Source organism: Qipengyuania huizhouensis (genome assembly GCF_019711635.1).
GTDB classification, from domain to species: domain Bacteria; phylum Pseudomonadota; class Alphaproteobacteria; order Sphingomonadales; family Sphingomonadaceae; genus Qipengyuania; species Qipengyuania huizhouensis.
In genome coordinates this window covers 44,412-61,072 of sequence record NZ_JAIGNT010000011.1, presented here as the reverse complement: position 1 = coordinate 61,072, position 16,661 = coordinate 44,412, and the positions used below count along the sequence as shown (strand labels likewise).

Genomic DNA, 16,661 nt, shown 5'->3' with positions numbered 1-16,661 from the left:
GCGCTTCAGGTCGCGGGCGTCTCGCGCATTTCCAGAATGGTCCCGCGATAGGCGATGAACCGTCCCAGAGCGTCGGTGAAACCGGCTCCGATACGGTTGGCCTGTTGCTGTGCTTCGGCGAGTGTAGCGTACCATTTCCCCGCTCGATTGCGGGTCACGAAACGATATTGGGTCATAGTTCCATCTGAACGCTGCATGTCGTAGCAGGTTTCCGGCAAGTGACTGAAAATACGACGAACCGTTGGCATATGCATAAACGAAAAGGGCGGCCCCGCAGGACCGCCCTTTGCCGTTTGCACTGCTGCAAATTTTAGCGCGAATAGAACTCGACAACGAGGTTCGGTTCCATGGTGACCGGGTAGGGCACTTCGTCGAGCTTCGGCACGCGAGTATAAGTCACCTTGTCGGTGCCGTCGGGTACGACATAGTCGGGAATCTCGCGCTCGGGCAGGCTCTGGGCTTCGATGACGAGCGCCATGTCCTTGGCCTTGCTGCCGAGGCTGACAACGTCGCCAACGCGCACGCGGGCCGAGGCGATGTTGGTCTTCACGCCGTTCAGGAAGATATGCCCGTGGCTAACCAACTGGCGGGCCGCGAAAATGGTCGGAGCAAACTTGGCGCGATAGACGACCATGTCGAGACGCTGTTCGAGCAGGCCGATCAGGTTCTGGCCGGTATCGCCTTTCATGCGCGATGCTTCCTGGTAGGTGCGCTTGAACTGCTTTTCGGTTACGTCGCCGTAATAGCCCTTGAGCTTCTGCTTGGCACGCAGCTGCAGGCCGAAGTCGCTCATCTTGCCCTTGCGGCGCTGGCCGTGCTGGCCGGGACCGTAGGGACGCTTGTTGAACGGAGAATTCGGGCGACCCCAGATGTTTTCACCCATCCGGCGGTCGAGTTTGTACTTGGCGCTCTTGCGCTTCGACATAAGTCTTTCCTTCAATCTGCAGAGCCGTCCCCCTAACTCCACTATGAAATCAGGGGCGGCCATCTAACCCGGCATCGCACCGCCCAAGCTCATGAGCTAGGACGCGGCCACCGCTTCACCGGGGTGCGGGGCCAATCAGCGAAGGCGCGCGCATAGCAGGATTGTGCATTGCGTCAAGCTTTGCGCGCGGCTTCGCAGAAGGCGCGGATGCGCTGGGGGGCCTTGACGCCCGAGGCGCTCTCCACTCCGCTGGAGGTATCGACCAGCGGTGCAGATGTCTCGGCAATCGCGCTCGCGACATTCAGAGGCGAAAGGCCACCGGCCAACCCCCAGCTTGAACGCCCACGCCAGCTATTCAGGAGGCTCCAGTCGAACCGTAAGCCCATACCCCCTGGCAGGGCTGCGCCTTTGGGCGTTTTTGCATCAAACAACAGAAAATCCGCAACATCTTCGAAGGCGGCGGCAGCCTCGATATCTTTTCCCGATGCAATAGGTATCGCTTTCCAGACAGGGAGACGGAACCGTTCCTTGATCAGGGCGACACGCGCAGGTGTTTCTTCTCCGTGGAGTTGGATGGCATCGAGGCGCCCTGCCTGTACGCCCTCGGCGATCAGATTATCGCCCGCATCGACAAACAGGCCTACCCTCCCGATCCTCGCTCCGGCGCGCATCGCAAGCGCGCTGGCTGCATGATGATCGACATGACGCGGCGAGGGCGGAAAGAACACCATCCCGAAATAATCTGCGCGGGCTTCGATCGCAGCGTCCAGCGCATCCACACTCGAGATGCCGCAAATCTTGATAAGGGCAGACATTGATCCGCTTTAGAGCGTCGCTTCGATCGCGCGCGCTGCTTCTGCGGGGTCTTCCGCACGGCTAATCGGGCGTCCGATTACCAGCACGCTTGCCCCATCGTCTCGGGCCTGGCGAGGGGTGACCACTCGCTTCTGATCGCCCGATGCACCGCCCTCCGGACGAAGGCCGGGCACGACGAAGAAGCCGTCCTTCCACTGGTTGTGGACCGACTTGATTTCGTGGCCCGAACATACCGCGCCGTCGAGACCGGCGCGATGCGCCAGTTCAGCCAGGCGCAGGACATGATCGGAAGGAGAATCCGATATTCCCATCTGCTGGATGTCGCGCTCGTCGAGACTGGTCAGCATCGTGACGGCCACGACTTTCGTATTCTCCCCAGCCGCTGCCTTCGCGTCTTCCATCATGGCGCGACCGCCGCAGGCATGGACTGTGACGATGGCGGGTTCCAGCACATGAATGGCCTGCATCGCGCCCGCGACCGTATTGGGAATATCGTGGAGTTTGAGGTCGAGAAATATCGGCAGTCCGAGTTGTGCAAGCATGTGCACGCCATGCGCACCATGGGCGTTGAAGAACTCGAGACCCAGCTTCACCCCGCCAATATGTGCCTTGGCGTTTTCCGCCAGAGCCACGGCATCGCGCAAACGCGGCACGTCCAGCGCGAGGAAGATCGGATTGCTCATGGCTTGGTGGTGGGTTCCGGCTCAACGGGATTGTCGGGCTCTGCCGGTGTTTCCTTGTGCACCGGTTCCGGGCGGACGGGCGCCGGCGGAGTAGGGTCGGCTTTGGGTGCCGCCATCGATGCCGTCGCCGTTTCCAGCCCTGAAATCCGGCGGCTGAGGCGCCAGCGCACGCCGCGATGATACAACCACATCGGAACCAGTCCGAGAAGGAAGGACACGATCACTAGGGCAGGAACGCGCGTATCCCAGACAATGCCCGGCCAGATGCGTACATCGATCTGACGATCCCAGTTGCCAAAGGAAAATGCGAGCACACCTACCAGCAGCAGGATCCAGAGTATGGTTCGGACAATTTGCATGGAAACGCAGCTCCCCTCTATCGTTTGAACGAGATGCTAAGCCCTGAAACTCGCCGCGTCTAGCGGAACACGCGGTCGAAAATGGTGTCGACCTGCCTGAAATGGTATTCGAGGTCGAACCTCTCCTCGAGTTGCTCGTTCGTCAGAGCAGCGGTCACTTCATCGTCCTGCTTGAGCAGATCGAGCAACATCAGCCTCCCGTCCGATTCCCAGACCTTCATCGCGTTGCGCTGAACCAGGCGATAGGCATCCTCGCGGCTCACGCCGTTCTGGGTGAGGGCGAGCAAGACGCGCTGCGAATGGATCAGGCCGCCCATGCGGTCCATATTGGCCTGCATGCGCTCCGGGTAGACCAGCAGCTTGTCGATTACGCCGGTCAGACGCGCAAGGGCGAAATCCAGCGTTATCGTGGCATCCGGGCCGATGAAACGCTCGACCGAGGAATGCGAAATATCGCGTTCATGCCACAGCGCGACGTTTTCGAGCGCGGGCAGTGCATAGGCGCGGATCATGCGTGCCTGACCGGTCAGGTTTTCGGTCAGAATCGGGTTGCGCTTGTGCGGCATCGCGCTCGACCCCTTCTGCCCCTTGGAGAAAAACTCTTCGGCTTCGAGCACTTCGGTACGCTGCAAGTGGCGGACTTCAACCGCGACCCGTTCGATCGAACCGGCGATCACAGCGAGTGTCGCGAAATACATCGCGTGCCGGTCCCGCGGAATAACCTGGGTCGAGACTGGCTCGGGCTTGAGGCCCAATTTCTCGGCGACGTATTCTTCCACGCTCGGATCGATATTCGCGAAGGTACCAACCGCACCCGAAATGGCACATGTGGCGATTTCCTCGCGCGCAGCGAGAAGGCGCGATTTACAGCGATCGAACTCGGCATAGGCCTGTGCGAGCTTGAGGCCGAAGGTTACCGGTTCTGCATGGATGCCATGGCTGCGTCCGATGGTCGGGGTGTATTTGTGTTCCTTCGCTCGGCGCTCGATGGCTTCGAGCAGAGCGTCCATGTCTTCCAGCAGCAAGTCGGTCCCACGGACGAGTTGCACAGCCAAGGTGGTATCGAGGACATCCGAACTGGTCATGCCCTGGTGCATGAAGCGCGCTTCATCGCCGACGTTTTCTGCCACCCAAGTCAGGAATGCGATCACGTCATGCTTGGTCACGGCCTCGATCGCATCGATGGCTTCCACGTCGATCTTCGGATCCGTGGCCCACCAGTCCCAAAGCGCTTTGGCAGCACTCTTCGGCACCACGCCAAGCTCGCCGAGCTTCTCGGTCGCATGCGCTTCGATTTCGAACCAGATCCGATATTTCGACTCCGGCTCCCAGATTGCGGTCATCTCTGGGCGGGCGTAGCGGGGGACCATGGGTCGACTCCGTGAATGGCGGGAATGTGCCGCGCCCCGCTAAAGATGCACGGGCAAGCTGGCAAGGCTGAGGCCGAAGACCAGTGCTGAAAAACGTGACCTGCGCTGCCTTTAACAGTTCGTCGAAGTTGGATTGCGTACTATGGCAATGTCGGTAAGTTGTGCTGCATGAACGACAAAACGATCTTCGCCGCACTGCGCCTGCCACTCTTTTCCGGCGCCGCGCTTGCCCTCTGTTTGGCAAATCCGTCGCTCGCCGGCGAGGTTGTTCTGTATGACGAAACGCCTGCCTGGATCGAGCAAGCGGACCTTGAAACCGCGCAGTTCGAGAGCGGGCCAGCTCAATTGATTGCAGATTGGCAGCACTGGCTCGAAGACGGTGTAGTCACGAGCTATGTCGATAGCGCCAGGCGTATCGACAATCCGCAGGCTTTGATGGAGCAGGGCACGATCTCTCTCACCTGGCTCCCCGACAAAGGCGATTTGACGATCCACCGTGTGGAAATATTGCGCGGCGGCGAGAGTATCGATCTGATCGAAGAGGGCGCGCAGTTCGATGTCCTGCGCCGTGAACAGGGTCTCGAGCAGCGCTTGCTCGACGGCCGGTTGACCGCAACGCTGGCAGTTCCGGGCCTTCAGGTCGGAGATGTGCTGCGCGTGGCCCATTCTGTGACGATTGCCGACCAGGCCTTGGGTGACGAAATGCAGGTATTGCAGTTCCTCGGCAGCAAGCCATGGCAGGTAGGCTTCGCCCGTGCAATCGTCAGCTGGCCGGAGGATGAGGACGTCTTCTGGCGTGTGGAAGACCATGCTGGCTTGAGCGCGCCCATAACCGAAGGTGGAGTGAGAAAGCTCGAGGTTGAGCTTCCGCTCGCCGAACTGCCCGACATGCCGAATGATGCGCCGTGGCGGTTTCGCCGTAATCCCGTGCTGCGAGTGGGTACCTATGCCGACTGGCAGGAACTCTCGCGCACTATGGCTCCGCATTTCAATGAGGCAGCCGAAATTGCTTCCGACGGTGACGTTGCAGCCCAAGCCCGTGCGATAATGGCCAAGACTGACGATCCGTTACAGCGGGCCGCGTTTGCAACGCAGCTGGTACAGGATGAGGTGAGCTATCTCCTCAATGGCCTCGACGGCGGCAATTACCTGCCCCAGGTTGCCGAAGAAACCTGGGCGAAACGCTATGGGGATTGTAAAGCCAAGTCGGTGCTTTTGCACGCATTGCTCAAAGAGATGGGCATCGAATCGCAAACGGTTCTGGTGCAGACCCGCGGAGGGGACGCCATCCCCGAATTGCTGCCATTACCGGGCAATTTCGATCATATGATAGTGCGCGCGCAAATCGATGGAGAAAGCTACTGGCTGGACGGTACCAGTACTGCCACGAGGATCGCAAATATCGGTTGGGTACCGCCCTTCCAATATGCCCTGCCGCTGAGTGCAGGAGGTTCCGATCTTGTGGAAATATCGCAACGCGAGCAGTCGTCGCCCAATTTGGTGATGAACGTTGTTACTGATTACACGGCTGGGATCGACCTTCCGGCGCTGTTCACGTTGGAGATCAAATTTTACGGTCCGCAAGGTGCGGATTTCCGCAAGCTTGTTGACGAAGGCGAGGACGAGACGCTGCGCCAGATTGGTAAGAGCTTCGCCGAAAGTCAGGGGGGCGGGGCGGTAAGCTCGGTCAGCATCGAATATGACGAGGAGCTGGCATTCGGAACTCTCCACGTTGCCGGCGTTACGTCATCCGACTTCGAATGGAAGGAGGGGCGATTGGTGCTCGAACCGGACATGAAGCCCGACGCCGCATTCGACACAAGTCGAGCAAAACCCGAATGGCGCGACATTCCCGTGATGACCGCAGGACCGGTTCGGAATCAGATCGTCGGGGAAATGATTCTTCCGAACGGGATGGAAGATTTCGTCTTCGAAGGCCCGGACAAGCTCGATGCGACTTACGCAAATACGCGTGTGATTGCCGCCAACCTGCTCGACGGAAACCGGTTCTCGGGCAAGGTCGAAGTGGTTCAACGGCTCGGCGAAATCGCACCCGATCAGCTTCCTGAGGTGAAACGCGTAGTGCGTCGCTTTGCCAGCCAGGAAACCAAACTTCTCGCTCCTGAAAATATGGTCTGGCGGTGGCAACTCGATCGCGGGGATCTGGATCAGCGCAGCATGCCGATCCTCGAAGGCTTCGCTGCGGCGATCGATTTTGCCGAGGACGACGATTACGGTCCGCTGCGCGAACGCGCAGCTTTTCTCCACGATATCTATCGTTTCGAAGACACTCTGGCCGACCTCGACGTGCTGGTCGAAAAAGACACGTCCGCATGGGTCCTTCAGTGGCGTTCGAACGTCCTGTATTCGCTCGGACGTATCGAGGCATCCCTCGCCGACCTTAAACGGGCTTATGACCTCGAACCCGACAACGATATTGCACTGACGCTTGGCGAGCGGTTGGGCTACGCGGGAAGGGCAGAGGAAGCCCTTGAATTGCTTGAAAGTCTTCCGGTTTCTGACGAGGAAAGCGCTTATTTCGCGGGTACATATGCCACTGTGACAGGGCTGTCGGGTGATGTAGCGGGCGGCTTGGCCATCATGGCGGAAGAGGTCGCTGCAAAGCCCCAGAACGAAACAGCTCTCAACAGCGATTGCTGGTATCGGGGGCTATTCGATACCGGCCTCGACGGTGCTCTGGAGATCTGCACCCGCGCCATCGAACGCGCTTCGAACAGCGCACCGATGCTCGATAGCCGGGCAATGGTGCATTATCGCATGGGTAACCTTGCGGAAGCGCTGGCCGATCTGAACAGTGCCCTGGAACTCAATCCCGGCCTTGCAGCCTCGCATTACCTGCGCGGTATCATCCGGCTCCAGCAGGGTGATAAGGCAGGCCGCGAGGATATAGCTATCGCCCTTCGCATAGCACCGGAAATCGAAGCGCAATATGCGCGGCACGGACTGACAGTAGATTGAGCTAGATCAACCCTTTGGCGCGCAGCGATACATGCGCGCCGCGACCTACGATTACATGATCGTGGACTGTGATATTCAGCAATCGTCCGGCTTCGGCGATGCGATTGGTAATCTGTATGTCGGCGCGGCTCGGTTCCGGATCGCCACTGGGATGGTTGTGCACCAGGATCAAAGCGCTCGCACCGACATCGAAAGCCCGTCGGATTATCTCGCGCGGATGGATGGCAGCCTCGTCGATCGAGCCTTCAGCTGTGAGGTGATCGTCGATCAACCGGTTGCGGGTATCGAGATAGAGTACGCGGACCCGCTCGTGCTTCAATTCGCCCATGTCGATGGCAAGATAATCAAGCAGAGCTTGCCAGCTGCCGAGAACCGGTTTCTCCTGAACCGATCCGCGAGCCATGCGTCGTGCGGCCAAGGCGACCGCATAAAGTGATGCTGCGCTGGCCGTCCCCATGCCTTTGACCTGCACCAATGCACCGGGATTGGCATTTAACACGCCTGAGAAAGAGCCGAACTGGTCGATCAGACGCTTTGCCAGGGGTTTCGTGTCGCCCTGTCTGATCGCTGCAAAGAGAAGAAATTCCAGCAGTTCATAATCGGCGAGAGCCTCTGCTCCACCCTTCAGCAGCCGTTCGCGTAAACGCTCCCGATGGCCAGTGCCGGCATGGATGGATGGCTTTTTCGCGACCTCCGGCAACCTTTTTCCTCCCCCAGTCGTTTCAAGGCGTTGCATTGCCTTTGTGCTGCGATGCGCGCAAGTGCGGGATTAGATGGACGGGTCAGAAGGCCAATATGTGAGTGATAGACCGCGCTGGCGCAAAAAGCGCTGGTGGATGCCTGCGCTCGTACTGTTGATGCTGATCTCAGTGGTTGTACTGGCCTGGATCAACCGCATCGCAATCGCCGATGATTACATTGCCGATCAGCTGGATGCTTACGAATTGCCGGCCACTTACGAAGTTGAACGTGTCGGCGGACAAACGCAGATAATTTCGAACCTCGTAATCGGGGATCCAACCGCTCCAGATTTCACTGCGGAGCGTGTTATCGTCCAGCTGCGTCACCGCTTTGGCCTTCCGCAGGTAGGTGAAATCACCTTGGTCCAGCCCCGCCTGTATGGCCGTTTCATCGGGGGAGAGCTCAGTTTTGGATCGCTCGACCGACTACTTTTCGAAGATACCGGCGAGCCTGCGGCTCTGCCAGGTATCGGGCTTTCTATTCGAGACGGACGTGGTTTGGTGGAATCGGATTACGGTCCGGTTGGAATCAAGTTTGCAGGGCAGGGCAATGTCGCCAACGGCTTTGCCGGTGTGCTAGCTGCCACTGCTCCGCAACTTGCAGTAGAGAGTTGCAAGGCCGAGAACACGACTCTTTATGGTTCGGTGACAACTTCGAACGGCGAACCGAATTTCAACGGTCCGTTGCGTATTCCGGCGCTAAGCTGTGCCGGGCCTGAGACGGCGATTTCCGGTCTCTTCGCCGAACTCGATGTGAGCGCCAATCAAGAATTGGCAAATCCCGAACTGGAAGCGCGCATCGCTACTGACAATCTGCGCTTTGCAACGACCGCTGCTCAATCGCTCTCGGGGACCTTGCGTGCGCAGATAAGAGGCACCTCGACGACGTCGCGCTTTACGGTCGCTGCCCGAGGCCTGGAGACCCCTCAGGCGCTTGCAGCGCTCGTTACCGCAGAAGGCACCCTGCGAGCTTACGACGATTTCGGGCGGATCGAAGTGGAAAGCGGCGTCGAGGGCAACGGGCTGCGATTGGGCCGAAACCTGATTGGGTTCATCGAGGGTTTTGCAAGTTCCGGGAAGGGAACGCTCATCGAGCCAATTGCACGAAGCATCGGCGGCGCGCTGCAGTCGGAGACCCGTGGGAGCGCGTTGGTAGCCGATGTACGCTATCGTAGCGGCGATCAAGGCTATTCGTTCGCAGTGCCGCAGGCAGAGCTTACGGGTGGCAGCGGCGTCCGTATCCTGTCACTTTCACGCTTCGAAGTTTCCGCTCGCGGCCAAGAGCCCGCCAGGATCGTCGGCAACGCTGCGACAGGTGGTCCGGGTATCCCGCGCATAAGCGGCCGCATGGAAGGTTCAGGAACGGGTGACGCCGTCTTCAGATTGAGCATGGCCCCTTACGAAGCCCAGGGAGCGCAACTTGCCATACCGGGCATGACAATTGCGCAAGGCAGCACGGGGGCTCTTGGTTTCTCCGGACGCATCGAGGCCAGCGGGCCGCTCCCCGGCGGGGCGGTCGACCAGTTATCCATGCCTGTCGTGGGCCGACTGGAGCGCACTGGAGATCTCGTCTTGTGGCGCGAATGCACAAGAATTGATTTCCGGCGGCTTGCCTTCGCCCAACTCAATCTGGCGGGGCCGGGGCTAACCCTGTGTCCGCCGTCCGGAAAGCCTATGCTGAGGTACGGCACGGGTGGGGTGCAATTTGCAGCGGGTGCGCCAGCGCTCGATCTCGCCGGTTCGCTGGGGGATACGCCAATCCGTCTTGCCAGCGGACCTGTGGGCTTCGCTTACCCAGGCGCCTTAAGAGCCCAGAATATCGATATCTCTCTCGGTCCAGTCGATACGGCAAGCCGCTTTGTGATCTCGGATCTTGACGCTCGCATCGGCGAGACGATTTCAGGCACTTTTGCGGATGCCGAGGTGGCACTAGCCGCAGTGCCGATGACTTTGGAAAATACCGCCGGTGAATGGAATTACGCAAACGGCGAATTCAGCATAGACGGAGCAAGCTTTCGTCTCATCGACAGGGAAGACCCCGACAGGTTCGAACCACTTGTGGCGCGCGAAGCTTCGCTGTCGCTGGCGGACAATATCATTCTCGCCTCTGCCGCGATGCGCAATCCGGAAACAGACCGGATCGTTACCCGCGTCGATATTCGCCACAGTCTTGCAACAGGTGCCGGCTTTGCCGACCTGAACGTCACCGGCCTTATTTTTGACGATCAGCTTCAGCCCAAAGATGTAAGCGGACTTGCGCTGGGTGTTATTGCCAATGCCGACGGTGTGATCACCGGCGAGGGACGTATCGACTGGCTTGCCACTGGCGAGGTAACCAGCAGCGGATCCTTTTCCTCGGACGACCTTGATTTTGCCGCCGCCTTCGGTCCCGTCCAGGGCGCGAGCGGGACGGTCGAGTTCGTCGATCTCCTCAATCTCACTACCGCGCCGAACCAGAGAATCCGTGTCGCTTCGGTCAATCCGGGCGTCGAAGTGCTTGATGGAGAGGTGGAGTTCAGCTTGCAGAACGGGGAAGTGCTGTCCGTGGCCGGTGGCAGCTGGCCGTTCATGGGCGGCCAGCTGATCCTGCGCCAGGTCGATCTCAATCTCGGCGTCAGCGAAGAACGCGCCTATATTTTCGAGATTGTCGGGCTGGATGCAGCCCAATTCGTGGCCCAGATGGAGCTGGAGAACATCTCCGCAAGCGGGACGTTCGACGGCACAGTACCGATCGTCTTCGGTGCCGACGGGAACGGACGGATCGAAGAGGGCATACTTCTGTCGCGCCCTCCCGGCGGGAATGTTTCCTTTGTCGGTGAGCTAACCTACGAAGATCTGTCGACCATAGCCAATTTTGCCTTCGACGCGCTGCGGAGTCTCGATTATTCGCAGATGCGCGTCGTAATGAACGGCCCTCTTACCGGTGAAATCGTTACCCAGGTGCGGTTTGATGGTGTCCGGCAGGGCGAGGACGCCGAGACGAATTTCATAACCCGGCAGCTTGCACAGCTGCCGATCCAGTTCCGCATCAACATTCGTGCACAATTTTACCAGCTGATCACTTCGGTGAAGTCGATGTATGATCCGGCTTCCGTCCGGGACCCTCGCGAACTGGGTTTGGTAAGCGACGACGGCAAACGACTGCTTCGCCGGTCGATAACCGGTGAAGAGGTCGAACCCCAAATTGATCCGAATGACCTCATTCCGGACGATGTCCCCATTCAGGATCAGGAAAGCGAGTAGGCGTTATGGAAACCCGTGAATTGACTGACCCCAAAGGTCCTGCGAAAACCCGCAACATGCAGGGCTCAAGGGGGAGGGATGGTTTGAAGAGTTTGGCGGTGATGAGCCTGGCCTCTTTCGCACTTTTCGGCTGCGTCACAGTGGAAGCCCCTGACGAACCGATCGTGATCGAGCTCAATGTGAACATCCGTCAGGAAGTGATTTATCGTCTCGCGGAAGATGCGGGTAATACGATCGAAGAAAATGCGGATATCTTTTGATGGGTGATGTTATGATGAAGCGACTTACACGAGCCGCGCTTTCGGGTGCCGCATTCGCTGTCGCACTGGGCGGAGTTGTGGCGCCAGCATATGCCCAGCGAGATCCAGCCTACGCGGCAGCACGGGCAGCAGGCGAAGTGGGCGAAAAAATGGATGGCTATCTCGGCATCGTGGGCGCCGAGACCCCCGAACTGCGCCGTATTGTCAATGACATCAACATCAAGCGGCGCTCCGTATATTCGCAGCGCGCGCAAGCAACCAATGCCACTCTGGAAGAGTATGCGCTGACCGCCGGCTGCCAGGCGATCCTCGCCACTGTGCCGGGCGAAAAATACCAAGCCCCGGACGGAAGCTGGCAAACGCGGACCAGCGCACCGCCGATGCGCGATTCGCGTTGCCCTTGAGCATCAATCCACGAGCAGATAAGAGAGCATCCTTGCCGGTCGGCACCGGAGGGATGTTTTTTGCAACGCAAAGGTGGCAATCGGGCGGCTCTGCGTGTTGACTCGCCCATAGGCCCCTTCTAAGGGGGCGGCGCCCTTGGCGGGCAAGTCCCTGCGCGTGCCGCGCAACCCCCTGTAAGGAGCAAGGCATGAGCGACGACGAGTCCGCACGGAAACCCATTGAGGAGGATGCGCGGATCGACGCGCTGGAAAAACGGCTCAGTGCCGCCCAGCAGCGCGAAGAGCAACGCAACCGCAAGACTGGTTCCGGGGCCGATGCGAATTATCGCAGCGGCAACCGCGTTCTGGCAGATTTGCTCGGTGGGCTTCTGGGAGGTTCGGTCATCGGTTATGCCATCGGCTATTTCACCGATACCAATCCCTGGGGTCTGCTGGTCGGCCTGTTCCTCGGAATAGTGGTGGCCTTCAGGAACATTATCCGCGCGGCAAATCGAGGCCCTGAAAATTGATCCTTAACCGGGATTTCAGGGCCTTCGTTACAGGATTTAGGGACTAGACAGACGTGGCAGCCGAACAGGCCAAAGTCGATCCGATGTACCAGTTCACCATCGAACCGCTTGCAGGTTCCGGTGGTTGGGAACTTGCGGGTTACAACATCGCCTTCACCAACAGCGCTATGTGGATGCTCATCACCACGGTGGTGCTCTTCCTCTTCGTACTTGGCGGGATGAAGCGCGAACTGGTGCCTGGCCGCTGGCAGATGACGGTGGAGACCTTCACCGGCTTTATCGACAACATGCTCGAAGCGAACATCGGCAAGGCTGGGCGCAAATATGTGCCCTATGTCTTCAGCCTGTTCATGTTCATCCTCTTCGCAAATATTCTCGGCCTCCTGCCTCTGGGCGTAATCGGCCTGCATCCGTTCACCTTCACCAGCCACTTTACCGTAACCGGTGTGCTCGCAATCATCAGTTTCGCGATCGTCCTGATCGTGGGTTTCTGGCGCCACGGCCTTCATTTCTTCAGCCTCTTCGTACCGCACGGCACGCCGCTACCGATGGTGCCGGTGATCGCGCCGATCGAGTTCATCTCGTTCATGGTGCGACCGTTCAGCCTCGGTCTGCGTCTCTTCGTCGCCATGATGGCTGGTCACGTCCTGCTGGAAGTGCTGTCGAGTTTCGTGATCGACGGTACCAATGCCGGCGCTGGTTTCGGCCTGCTGGTCGGTCTGCCCAGCTTCCTGCTGATGATCGGCATCTGCGCTCTTGAGCTGCTGGTGGCCGGTATTCAGGCTTATGTTTTCGCCCTTCTGACGTCGCTGTATATCAACGACGCCGAGAACCTTCACTAAGTCTTCAATTCAAAAAAGTTTTTCCAAAGGAGTTTATCATGGAAATGGAAGCTGCAAAGCTCATCGGCGCTGGTCTCGCTGCAATCGGTGCCGGTATGGCTGCGATCGGCGTTGGTAACGTCTTCGGTTCGTTCCTCGAAAGCGCGCTGCGCAACCCGGGTGCGGCTGACGGCCAGCAGGGTCGCCTGTTCATCGGCTTCGCCGCTGCCGAACTTCTCGGCCTGCTGGCGTTCGTCGTTGCCATGATCCTGATCTTCGTCGCTTAATCGACGATTTCGGATTTGGAGCTGGTCGGGGTAATCTCGGCCGGCCCCGCAATTTCTTCCCGCCCGCTTTTCGAGAGCTGCAATGCCCCAGATAGCACAGCTTGCCGAAACATGGTCCAGTCAGGTCTTCTGGCTGCTCGTTTTCTTCGGCATAACCTTCTTCGTCATCGGCAAGGGCATGGTGCCCAAGGTGATGGATACCGTTGCTCAGCGTGACGGCCAGATCGCTGCCGACCTCGCCGCGGCCAAAGCCGCGCGCGACGCTGCCGACGAGCAGGAGGAAGCTTGGCGGGTTAAGGAAAACGAAAACCGTGCTGCGGCTCAGGCGATCGTTGCCAAAGCCAAGGACGAGGCGGCTGCCAAATCCGAAAAGAAGCTGAAAGCGGCTCAGGCCCGCATCGATAAGAAGCTGGCCGATGCCGAAGCACAGATCGAGGAAGCTCGTTCGGCTGCTTTGGCAGAGGTCGAAGCGGTCGCCGCGGACGCAGCTCAAGACATCGTCAAGACGCTGGCCGGCGTGAAGGTGACCAAGCCGGTCGCGACCAAGGCGGTGAAGGAGCAGATGGCTCATGGCTAACGTCTCTACTCCCGAAGTATTTGCTACGGACGCTCCCGAAGCGACTGTCGAAGTCGACGCAGGTGCGGGAAAGCATATCGAACCCGAACTGTGGGGGCTGGCTCCGTTTCAGGTCGTTTCGATCGCAATGCTGGTCCTGCTGCTGTTCGCCATCTTCGGTGCCAAGGTCCACAAGACCATTGCTCGCGGCCTCGACGGCAAAATCGCCGCGATCAAGGAGCAGCTTGAAGAAGCCAAGCAGCTTCGCGCCGAAGCCGAGGCGCTGCGCAAGGAATATGCCGACAAGATCGCGGGCGCAGAGAAAGATGCCGAGGCGATGCTGGTGAACGCCCGGCACGAGGCTGACGCTATTCTCGAGAAGGCCGAAGCCGACAGCAAGGCGATGGTCGAACGCCGCAAGCGCATGGCGGAAGACAAGATTGCTGCTGCCGAGCGCGAAGCTGTCGAAGATGTGCGCAATCGCGCCGTTGTGGCCGCCACGGGTGCAAGTCGCAAGCTCATAGCCGAAAGGCACGATGCCGAAGCCGACAAGGCGCTTGCCGACAAGGTTATTGCCAGCATCTGATTTACCCACTGGACGGGAAAACAAAAGGGCGGCCCTAGAGGTCGCCCTTTTTCGTTTAAGGCGTAAGAACGATTTTCCCCAGGACATCACCTGCTGACATCGCATCGAAAGCCGTGCGCCAATCGGACAGGGGAAGTATGCGATCGATATGGGGTTTGATCCGGCCCTCTGTCGCTAGTTGGTCAATCGCTCCGGTCGCGTGGCGTCCCCGATCCGGGAAGCGTCGCGTGTATTCTCCGGCCCGAACGCCAATCACGCTAAAGCCCTTGATCAGCGGTAGGTTGACCGCAATTTCCGGAATTCGTCCTGATACGAAGCCAATTACCAACAACTTACCGCCGAACGATACGCAGCGGGTGCTTTCGTCGAATACATCTCCCCCTACCGGATCGAATACAAGGTCGCACAGGCGACTGTCGGTCAGCCGGTCAATGTTTTCGCGAAACCGGCCTGTGTTGAGAATTATGCCATGCGGAGCAACGATCAGGCGCAAGGGTTCGATTTTATCCTCCCTGCTTGTCGCCGCGATAACCTTCGCTCCGAGCGTCTTGGCCAGATCGCAAGCCGCGATCCCCACGCCACCGCTTGCCCCATGGATGAGCACGCTTTGGCCGGCTTTCAAACCACCAAGCTCCACCAGAGCTATATAGGCGGTGAGATATGCGGTCCCCATCGCTGCGGCTTGCGCGAAGTCCAAATTACGGGGAATTGATCGAATTGCGGTGGTGGGAAGCGAGATATGGTCGGCAAAGGCGCCGGTCTTCGCGCCGCCCATCACACGGTCGCCGGGCGCAAATCCACTGCCCGGATCTGCCTCGATCACTTCGCCCGCCATTTCCAGTCCAGACACGAACGGCAGCTCGGGCCTGAACTGATATTCGCCCCTTGTCATCAGGAGATCGGGATAATTGAGGGACGCCGCACGCACACGGATCAGCACTTCCCCGGCGCCGCGCGCAGGGCTGGGCAGCTCTACCAACTCTGCGCCGGAAAGGTCGTCGCTCAGCCTGGTAACCTGGAGGGCCTTCATCTCAATCGAATATCGACAGGTCGAGAGGTTCGGACCGACCGAGCCAGATGACATGCTGGGTATGGTCTTCAAGATCATTGCCGCTCAGACCATGAACGAAGAGAGTCAGGTCGCCGCGGTTTTCCATCGCCCAGAGTGCGAAGGGACCGAGATCATCAGTTCGCAGGGTCAGTTGGCACGATCCGCGCGGGTGCGGCCCTACCGGTTTTGTATGGAAGTGGCCGACTGGCACACCGAAATTCTCCCGTGCTTTGCGCGCAAAATCCTGAGCCTGCGCCAGTTCGGCTTCGTCGAAATAGATGTGCGCGTGGAAGCCTTCGATCGCCATTATTAGAAATTGTCCTTGGCACTGCGCAAAGCGGCGAAGGTTTCAGCGGGCGTGGAGCCTCCCCAGCGATCGCGCAGGTCTGCGTTGTCGGCACGCAGGAAGGGATTGGTTGCGAGTTCGCGGGATAACAAGGTCGGAACGGTTGCTTCGCCTTTGGAGCGCTTCTGGTCGATTTGAGCCGCGTATAACCTCAGTTCGGCGTTGTCGGGATCGGCATGCAGAGCAAATTTGGCATTCGCTGCGGTATATTCATGAGCGCAATATAGCTGCGTATTTTCCGGCAGCTGGCGGATGCGATCGAGGCTGTTCCAGAATTGTTCCGGCTCGCCTTCGAACATGCGTCCGCAACCCAGCGCGAATACGCTGTCTCCGACAAAAGCCGTGTCGGCCTCAGCTATGTAGTAAGCGATATGACCGTTCGTATGACCGGAAACGTCGATCACCCTGGCCCGCCAATTGCCCAGTGAGACATGATCCCCGTTTCCAACCACGTGGTCGATTGGACTGAGCTTTTCGACTTCCTGCGGTGCGATTATCTTGGCGTCGGTAGCTTCGACGATGGTCTTGTTCCCGCCGGCATGATCGGGGTGCCAGTGCGTGTTCCAGATCTGTGTGATGGTCCAGCCCTTCGCCTCGGCCTGGCGGAGGTACTCTTCGCCATCGGGTGTATCGATCGCGGCGGTTTCGCCGCTTTCGGGATCGTGGAGGAGAAATCCGTAATTGTCGGACAGGCAGGGGAATTGATGAATTTCCAACATGGGTTCA

General features: G+C 59.0%; 19 protein-coding genes. 9 read left to right on the top strand and 10 right to left on the bottom strand.

The features are described 5' to 3' along the window. Nucleotides 1-5: 5 nt before the first annotated feature. From K3180_RS10120 to purB, 6 genes are all read right to left on the bottom strand, one after another. Complete coding sequence (locus tag K3180_RS10120; protein WP_221540512.1) at nucleotides 6-176, bottom strand: hypothetical protein; 171 nt, start codon at nucleotides 174-176, stop codon at nucleotides 6-8. Nucleotides 177-310: 134 nt separating this feature from the next. Continuing rightward, nucleotides 311-925 (bottom strand): 30S ribosomal protein S4, encoded by a 615-nt coding sequence (gene rpsD / locus K3180_RS10115; RefSeq protein ID WP_221540510.1) that lies wholly within the window; start codon nucleotides 923-925, stop codon nucleotides 311-313. Nucleotides 926-1,098: 173 nt separating this feature from the next. Further along, nucleotides 1,099-1,740: a phosphoribosylanthranilate isomerase gene (locus K3180_RS10110; RefSeq protein WP_221540509.1), complete on the bottom strand. Its 642-nt coding sequence runs from the start codon at nucleotides 1,738-1,740 to the stop codon at nucleotides 1,099-1,101. A gap of 9 nt (nucleotides 1,741-1,749) precedes the next feature. Continuing rightward, the gene (pyrF, locus tag K3180_RS10105) at nucleotides 1,750-2,424 is read right to left on the bottom strand and encodes an orotidine-5'-phosphate decarboxylase (RefSeq protein WP_221540507.1); all 675 of its coding nucleotides are present in this window, start codon (nucleotides 2,422-2,424) and stop codon (nucleotides 1,750-1,752) included. Then, nucleotides 2,421-2,783, bottom strand: a complete 363-nt coding sequence (locus tag K3180_RS10100; protein ID WP_221540505.1) for a DUF1049 domain-containing protein — start codon at nucleotides 2,781-2,783, stop codon at nucleotides 2,421-2,423. Before K3180_RS10100 ends, pyrF begins: the two co-directional genes overlap by 4 nt. Before the next feature lie 59 nt (nucleotides 2,784-2,842). Beyond that, entirely contained in the window at nucleotides 2,843-4,153 is a 1,311-nt protein-coding gene (gene purB / locus K3180_RS10095; protein ID WP_221540503.1) for an adenylosuccinate lyase, read from the bottom strand. Nucleotides 4,154-4,321: 168 nt separating this feature from the next. Here purB and K3180_RS10090 point away from each other — a divergent pair, with 168 nt between their 5' ends. After that, entirely contained in the window at nucleotides 4,322-7,132 is a 2,811-nt protein-coding gene (locus tag K3180_RS10090; RefSeq protein ID WP_221540501.1) for a DUF3857 domain-containing protein, read from the top strand. Between the two features lies 1 nt (nucleotide 7,133). On the opposite strand, the gene radC is transcribed toward K3180_RS10090, so the two are convergent. Beyond that, nucleotides 7,134-7,832 carry a RadC family protein gene (gene radC / locus K3180_RS10085; RefSeq protein WP_221540500.1) on the bottom strand — a complete coding sequence of 233 codons (699 nt, stop codon included), beginning with the start codon at nucleotides 7,830-7,832 and terminating at the stop codon, nucleotides 7,134-7,136. Between the two features lie 97 nt (nucleotides 7,833-7,929). On the opposite strand from radC, the gene K3180_RS10080 reads away from it, so the two are divergent. The 8 genes from K3180_RS10080 (at nucleotide 7,930) to K3180_RS10045 (ending at nucleotide 14,538) form a co-directional block, all read left to right on the top strand. Beyond that, complete coding sequence (locus K3180_RS10080; protein WP_345719464.1) at nucleotides 7,930-11,115, top strand: intermembrane phospholipid transport protein YdbH family protein; 3,186 nt, start codon at nucleotides 7,930-7,932, stop codon at nucleotides 11,113-11,115. 5 nt (nucleotides 11,116-11,120) lie between these two features. Continuing rightward, nucleotides 11,121-11,375 (top strand): YnbE family lipoprotein, encoded by a 255-nt coding sequence (locus K3180_RS10075; RefSeq protein WP_247710480.1) that lies wholly within the window; start codon nucleotides 11,121-11,123, stop codon nucleotides 11,373-11,375. Between the two features lie 11 nt (nucleotides 11,376-11,386). Beyond that, complete coding sequence (locus K3180_RS10070) at nucleotides 11,387-11,779, top strand: YdbL family probable chaperone protein (protein ID WP_221540584.1); 393 nt, start codon at nucleotides 11,387-11,389, stop codon at nucleotides 11,777-11,779. A gap of 188 nt (nucleotides 11,780-11,967) precedes the next feature. Next, nucleotides 11,968-12,288, top strand: coding sequence for an AtpZ/AtpI family protein (locus K3180_RS10065; protein WP_221540496.1), 321 nt, complete (start codon nucleotides 11,968-11,970; stop codon nucleotides 12,286-12,288). Nucleotides 12,289-12,341: 53 nt separating this feature from the next. Beyond that, a complete protein-coding gene (locus K3180_RS10060; protein ID WP_345719463.1) occupies nucleotides 12,342-13,130 on the top strand; it encodes a F0F1 ATP synthase subunit A in 789 nt (262 codons plus the stop codon). 38 nt (nucleotides 13,131-13,168) lie between these two features. Then, nucleotides 13,169-13,396: a F0F1 ATP synthase subunit C gene (locus K3180_RS10055; RefSeq protein WP_006832363.1), complete on the top strand. Its 228-nt coding sequence runs from the start codon at nucleotides 13,169-13,171 to the stop codon at nucleotides 13,394-13,396. 82 nt (nucleotides 13,397-13,478) lie between these two features. Then, on the top strand, nucleotides 13,479-13,973 hold the full coding sequence (locus tag K3180_RS10050; protein WP_221540494.1) for a F0F1 ATP synthase subunit B family protein: 495 nt from the start codon (nucleotides 13,479-13,481) through the stop codon (nucleotides 13,971-13,973). Beyond that, nucleotides 13,966-14,538: a F0F1 ATP synthase subunit B family protein gene (locus tag K3180_RS10045; RefSeq protein ID WP_221540492.1), complete on the top strand. Its 573-nt coding sequence runs from the start codon at nucleotides 13,966-13,968 to the stop codon at nucleotides 14,536-14,538. Before K3180_RS10050 ends, K3180_RS10045 begins: the two co-directional genes overlap by 8 nt. 55 nt (nucleotides 14,539-14,593) lie before the next feature. On the opposite strand, the gene K3180_RS10040 is transcribed toward K3180_RS10045, so the two are convergent. The 3 genes from K3180_RS10040 to gloB are packed head-to-tail and all read right to left on the bottom strand — an operon-like array spanning nucleotide 14,594 to nucleotide 16,654. Then, complete coding sequence (locus K3180_RS10040) at nucleotides 14,594-15,568, bottom strand: NADPH:quinone oxidoreductase family protein (protein WP_221540490.1); 975 nt, start codon at nucleotides 15,566-15,568, stop codon at nucleotides 14,594-14,596. A 1-nt stretch (nucleotide 15,569) separates the two neighbouring features. Next, complete coding sequence (locus K3180_RS10035) at nucleotides 15,570-15,896, bottom strand: DOPA 4,5-dioxygenase family protein (RefSeq protein WP_247710478.1); 327 nt, start codon at nucleotides 15,894-15,896, stop codon at nucleotides 15,570-15,572. A gap of 2 nt (nucleotides 15,897-15,898) precedes the next feature. Beyond that, on the bottom strand, nucleotides 15,899-16,654 hold the full coding sequence (gene gloB / locus K3180_RS10030) for a hydroxyacylglutathione hydrolase (protein ID WP_221540488.1): 756 nt from the start codon (nucleotides 16,652-16,654) through the stop codon (nucleotides 15,899-15,901). Nucleotides 16,655-16,661: the final 7 nt, after the last annotated feature.

Coding starts and splice junctions, on each gene's coding strand:
- rpsD (WP_221540510.1), bottom strand. CDS start 925: ATGTCGAAGCGCAAGAGCGCCAAGTACAAACTCGACCGCCGGATGGGT.
- K3180_RS10110 (WP_221540509.1), bottom strand. CDS start 1,740: ATGTCTGCCCTTATCAAGATTTGCGGCATCTCGAGTGTGGATGCGCTG.
- K3180_RS10050 (WP_221540494.1), top strand. CDS start 13,479: ATGCCCCAGATAGCACAGCTTGCCGAAACATGGTCCAGTCAGGTCTTC.
- purB (WP_221540503.1), bottom strand. CDS start 4,153: ATGGTCCCCCGCTACGCCCGCCCAGAGATGACCGCAATCTGGGAGCCG.
- K3180_RS10045 (WP_221540492.1), top strand. CDS start 13,966: ATGGCTAACGTCTCTACTCCCGAAGTATTTGCTACGGACGCTCCCGAA.
- K3180_RS10090 (WP_221540501.1), top strand. CDS start 4,322: ATGAACGACAAAACGATCTTCGCCGCACTGCGCCTGCCACTCTTTTCC.
- K3180_RS10055 (WP_006832363.1), top strand. CDS start 13,169: ATGGAAATGGAAGCTGCAAAGCTCATCGGCGCTGGTCTCGCTGCAATC.
- K3180_RS10075 (WP_247710480.1), top strand. CDS start 11,121: ATGGAAACCCGTGAATTGACTGACCCCAAAGGTCCTGCGAAAACCCGC.
- K3180_RS10120 (WP_221540512.1), bottom strand. CDS start 176: ATGACCCAATATCGTTTCGTGACCCGCAATCGAGCGGGGAAATGGTAC.
- K3180_RS10035 (WP_247710478.1), bottom strand. CDS start 15,896: ATGGCGATCGAAGGCTTCCACGCGCACATCTATTTCGACGAAGCCGAA.
- pyrF (WP_221540507.1), bottom strand. CDS start 2,424: ATGAGCAATCCGATCTTCCTCGCGCTGGACGTGCCGCGTTTGCGCGAT.
- K3180_RS10100 (WP_221540505.1), bottom strand. CDS start 2,783: ATGCAAATTGTCCGAACCATACTCTGGATCCTGCTGCTGGTAGGTGTG.
- K3180_RS10065 (WP_221540496.1), top strand. CDS start 11,968: ATGAGCGACGACGAGTCCGCACGGAAACCCATTGAGGAGGATGCGCGG.
- K3180_RS10070 (WP_221540584.1), top strand. CDS start 11,387: ATGATGAAGCGACTTACACGAGCCGCGCTTTCGGGTGCCGCATTCGCT.
- K3180_RS10040 (WP_221540490.1), bottom strand. CDS start 15,568: ATGAAGGCCCTCCAGGTTACCAGGCTGAGCGACGACCTTTCCGGCGCA.
- gloB (WP_221540488.1), bottom strand. CDS start 16,654: ATGTTGGAAATTCATCAATTCCCCTGCCTGTCCGACAATTACGGATTT.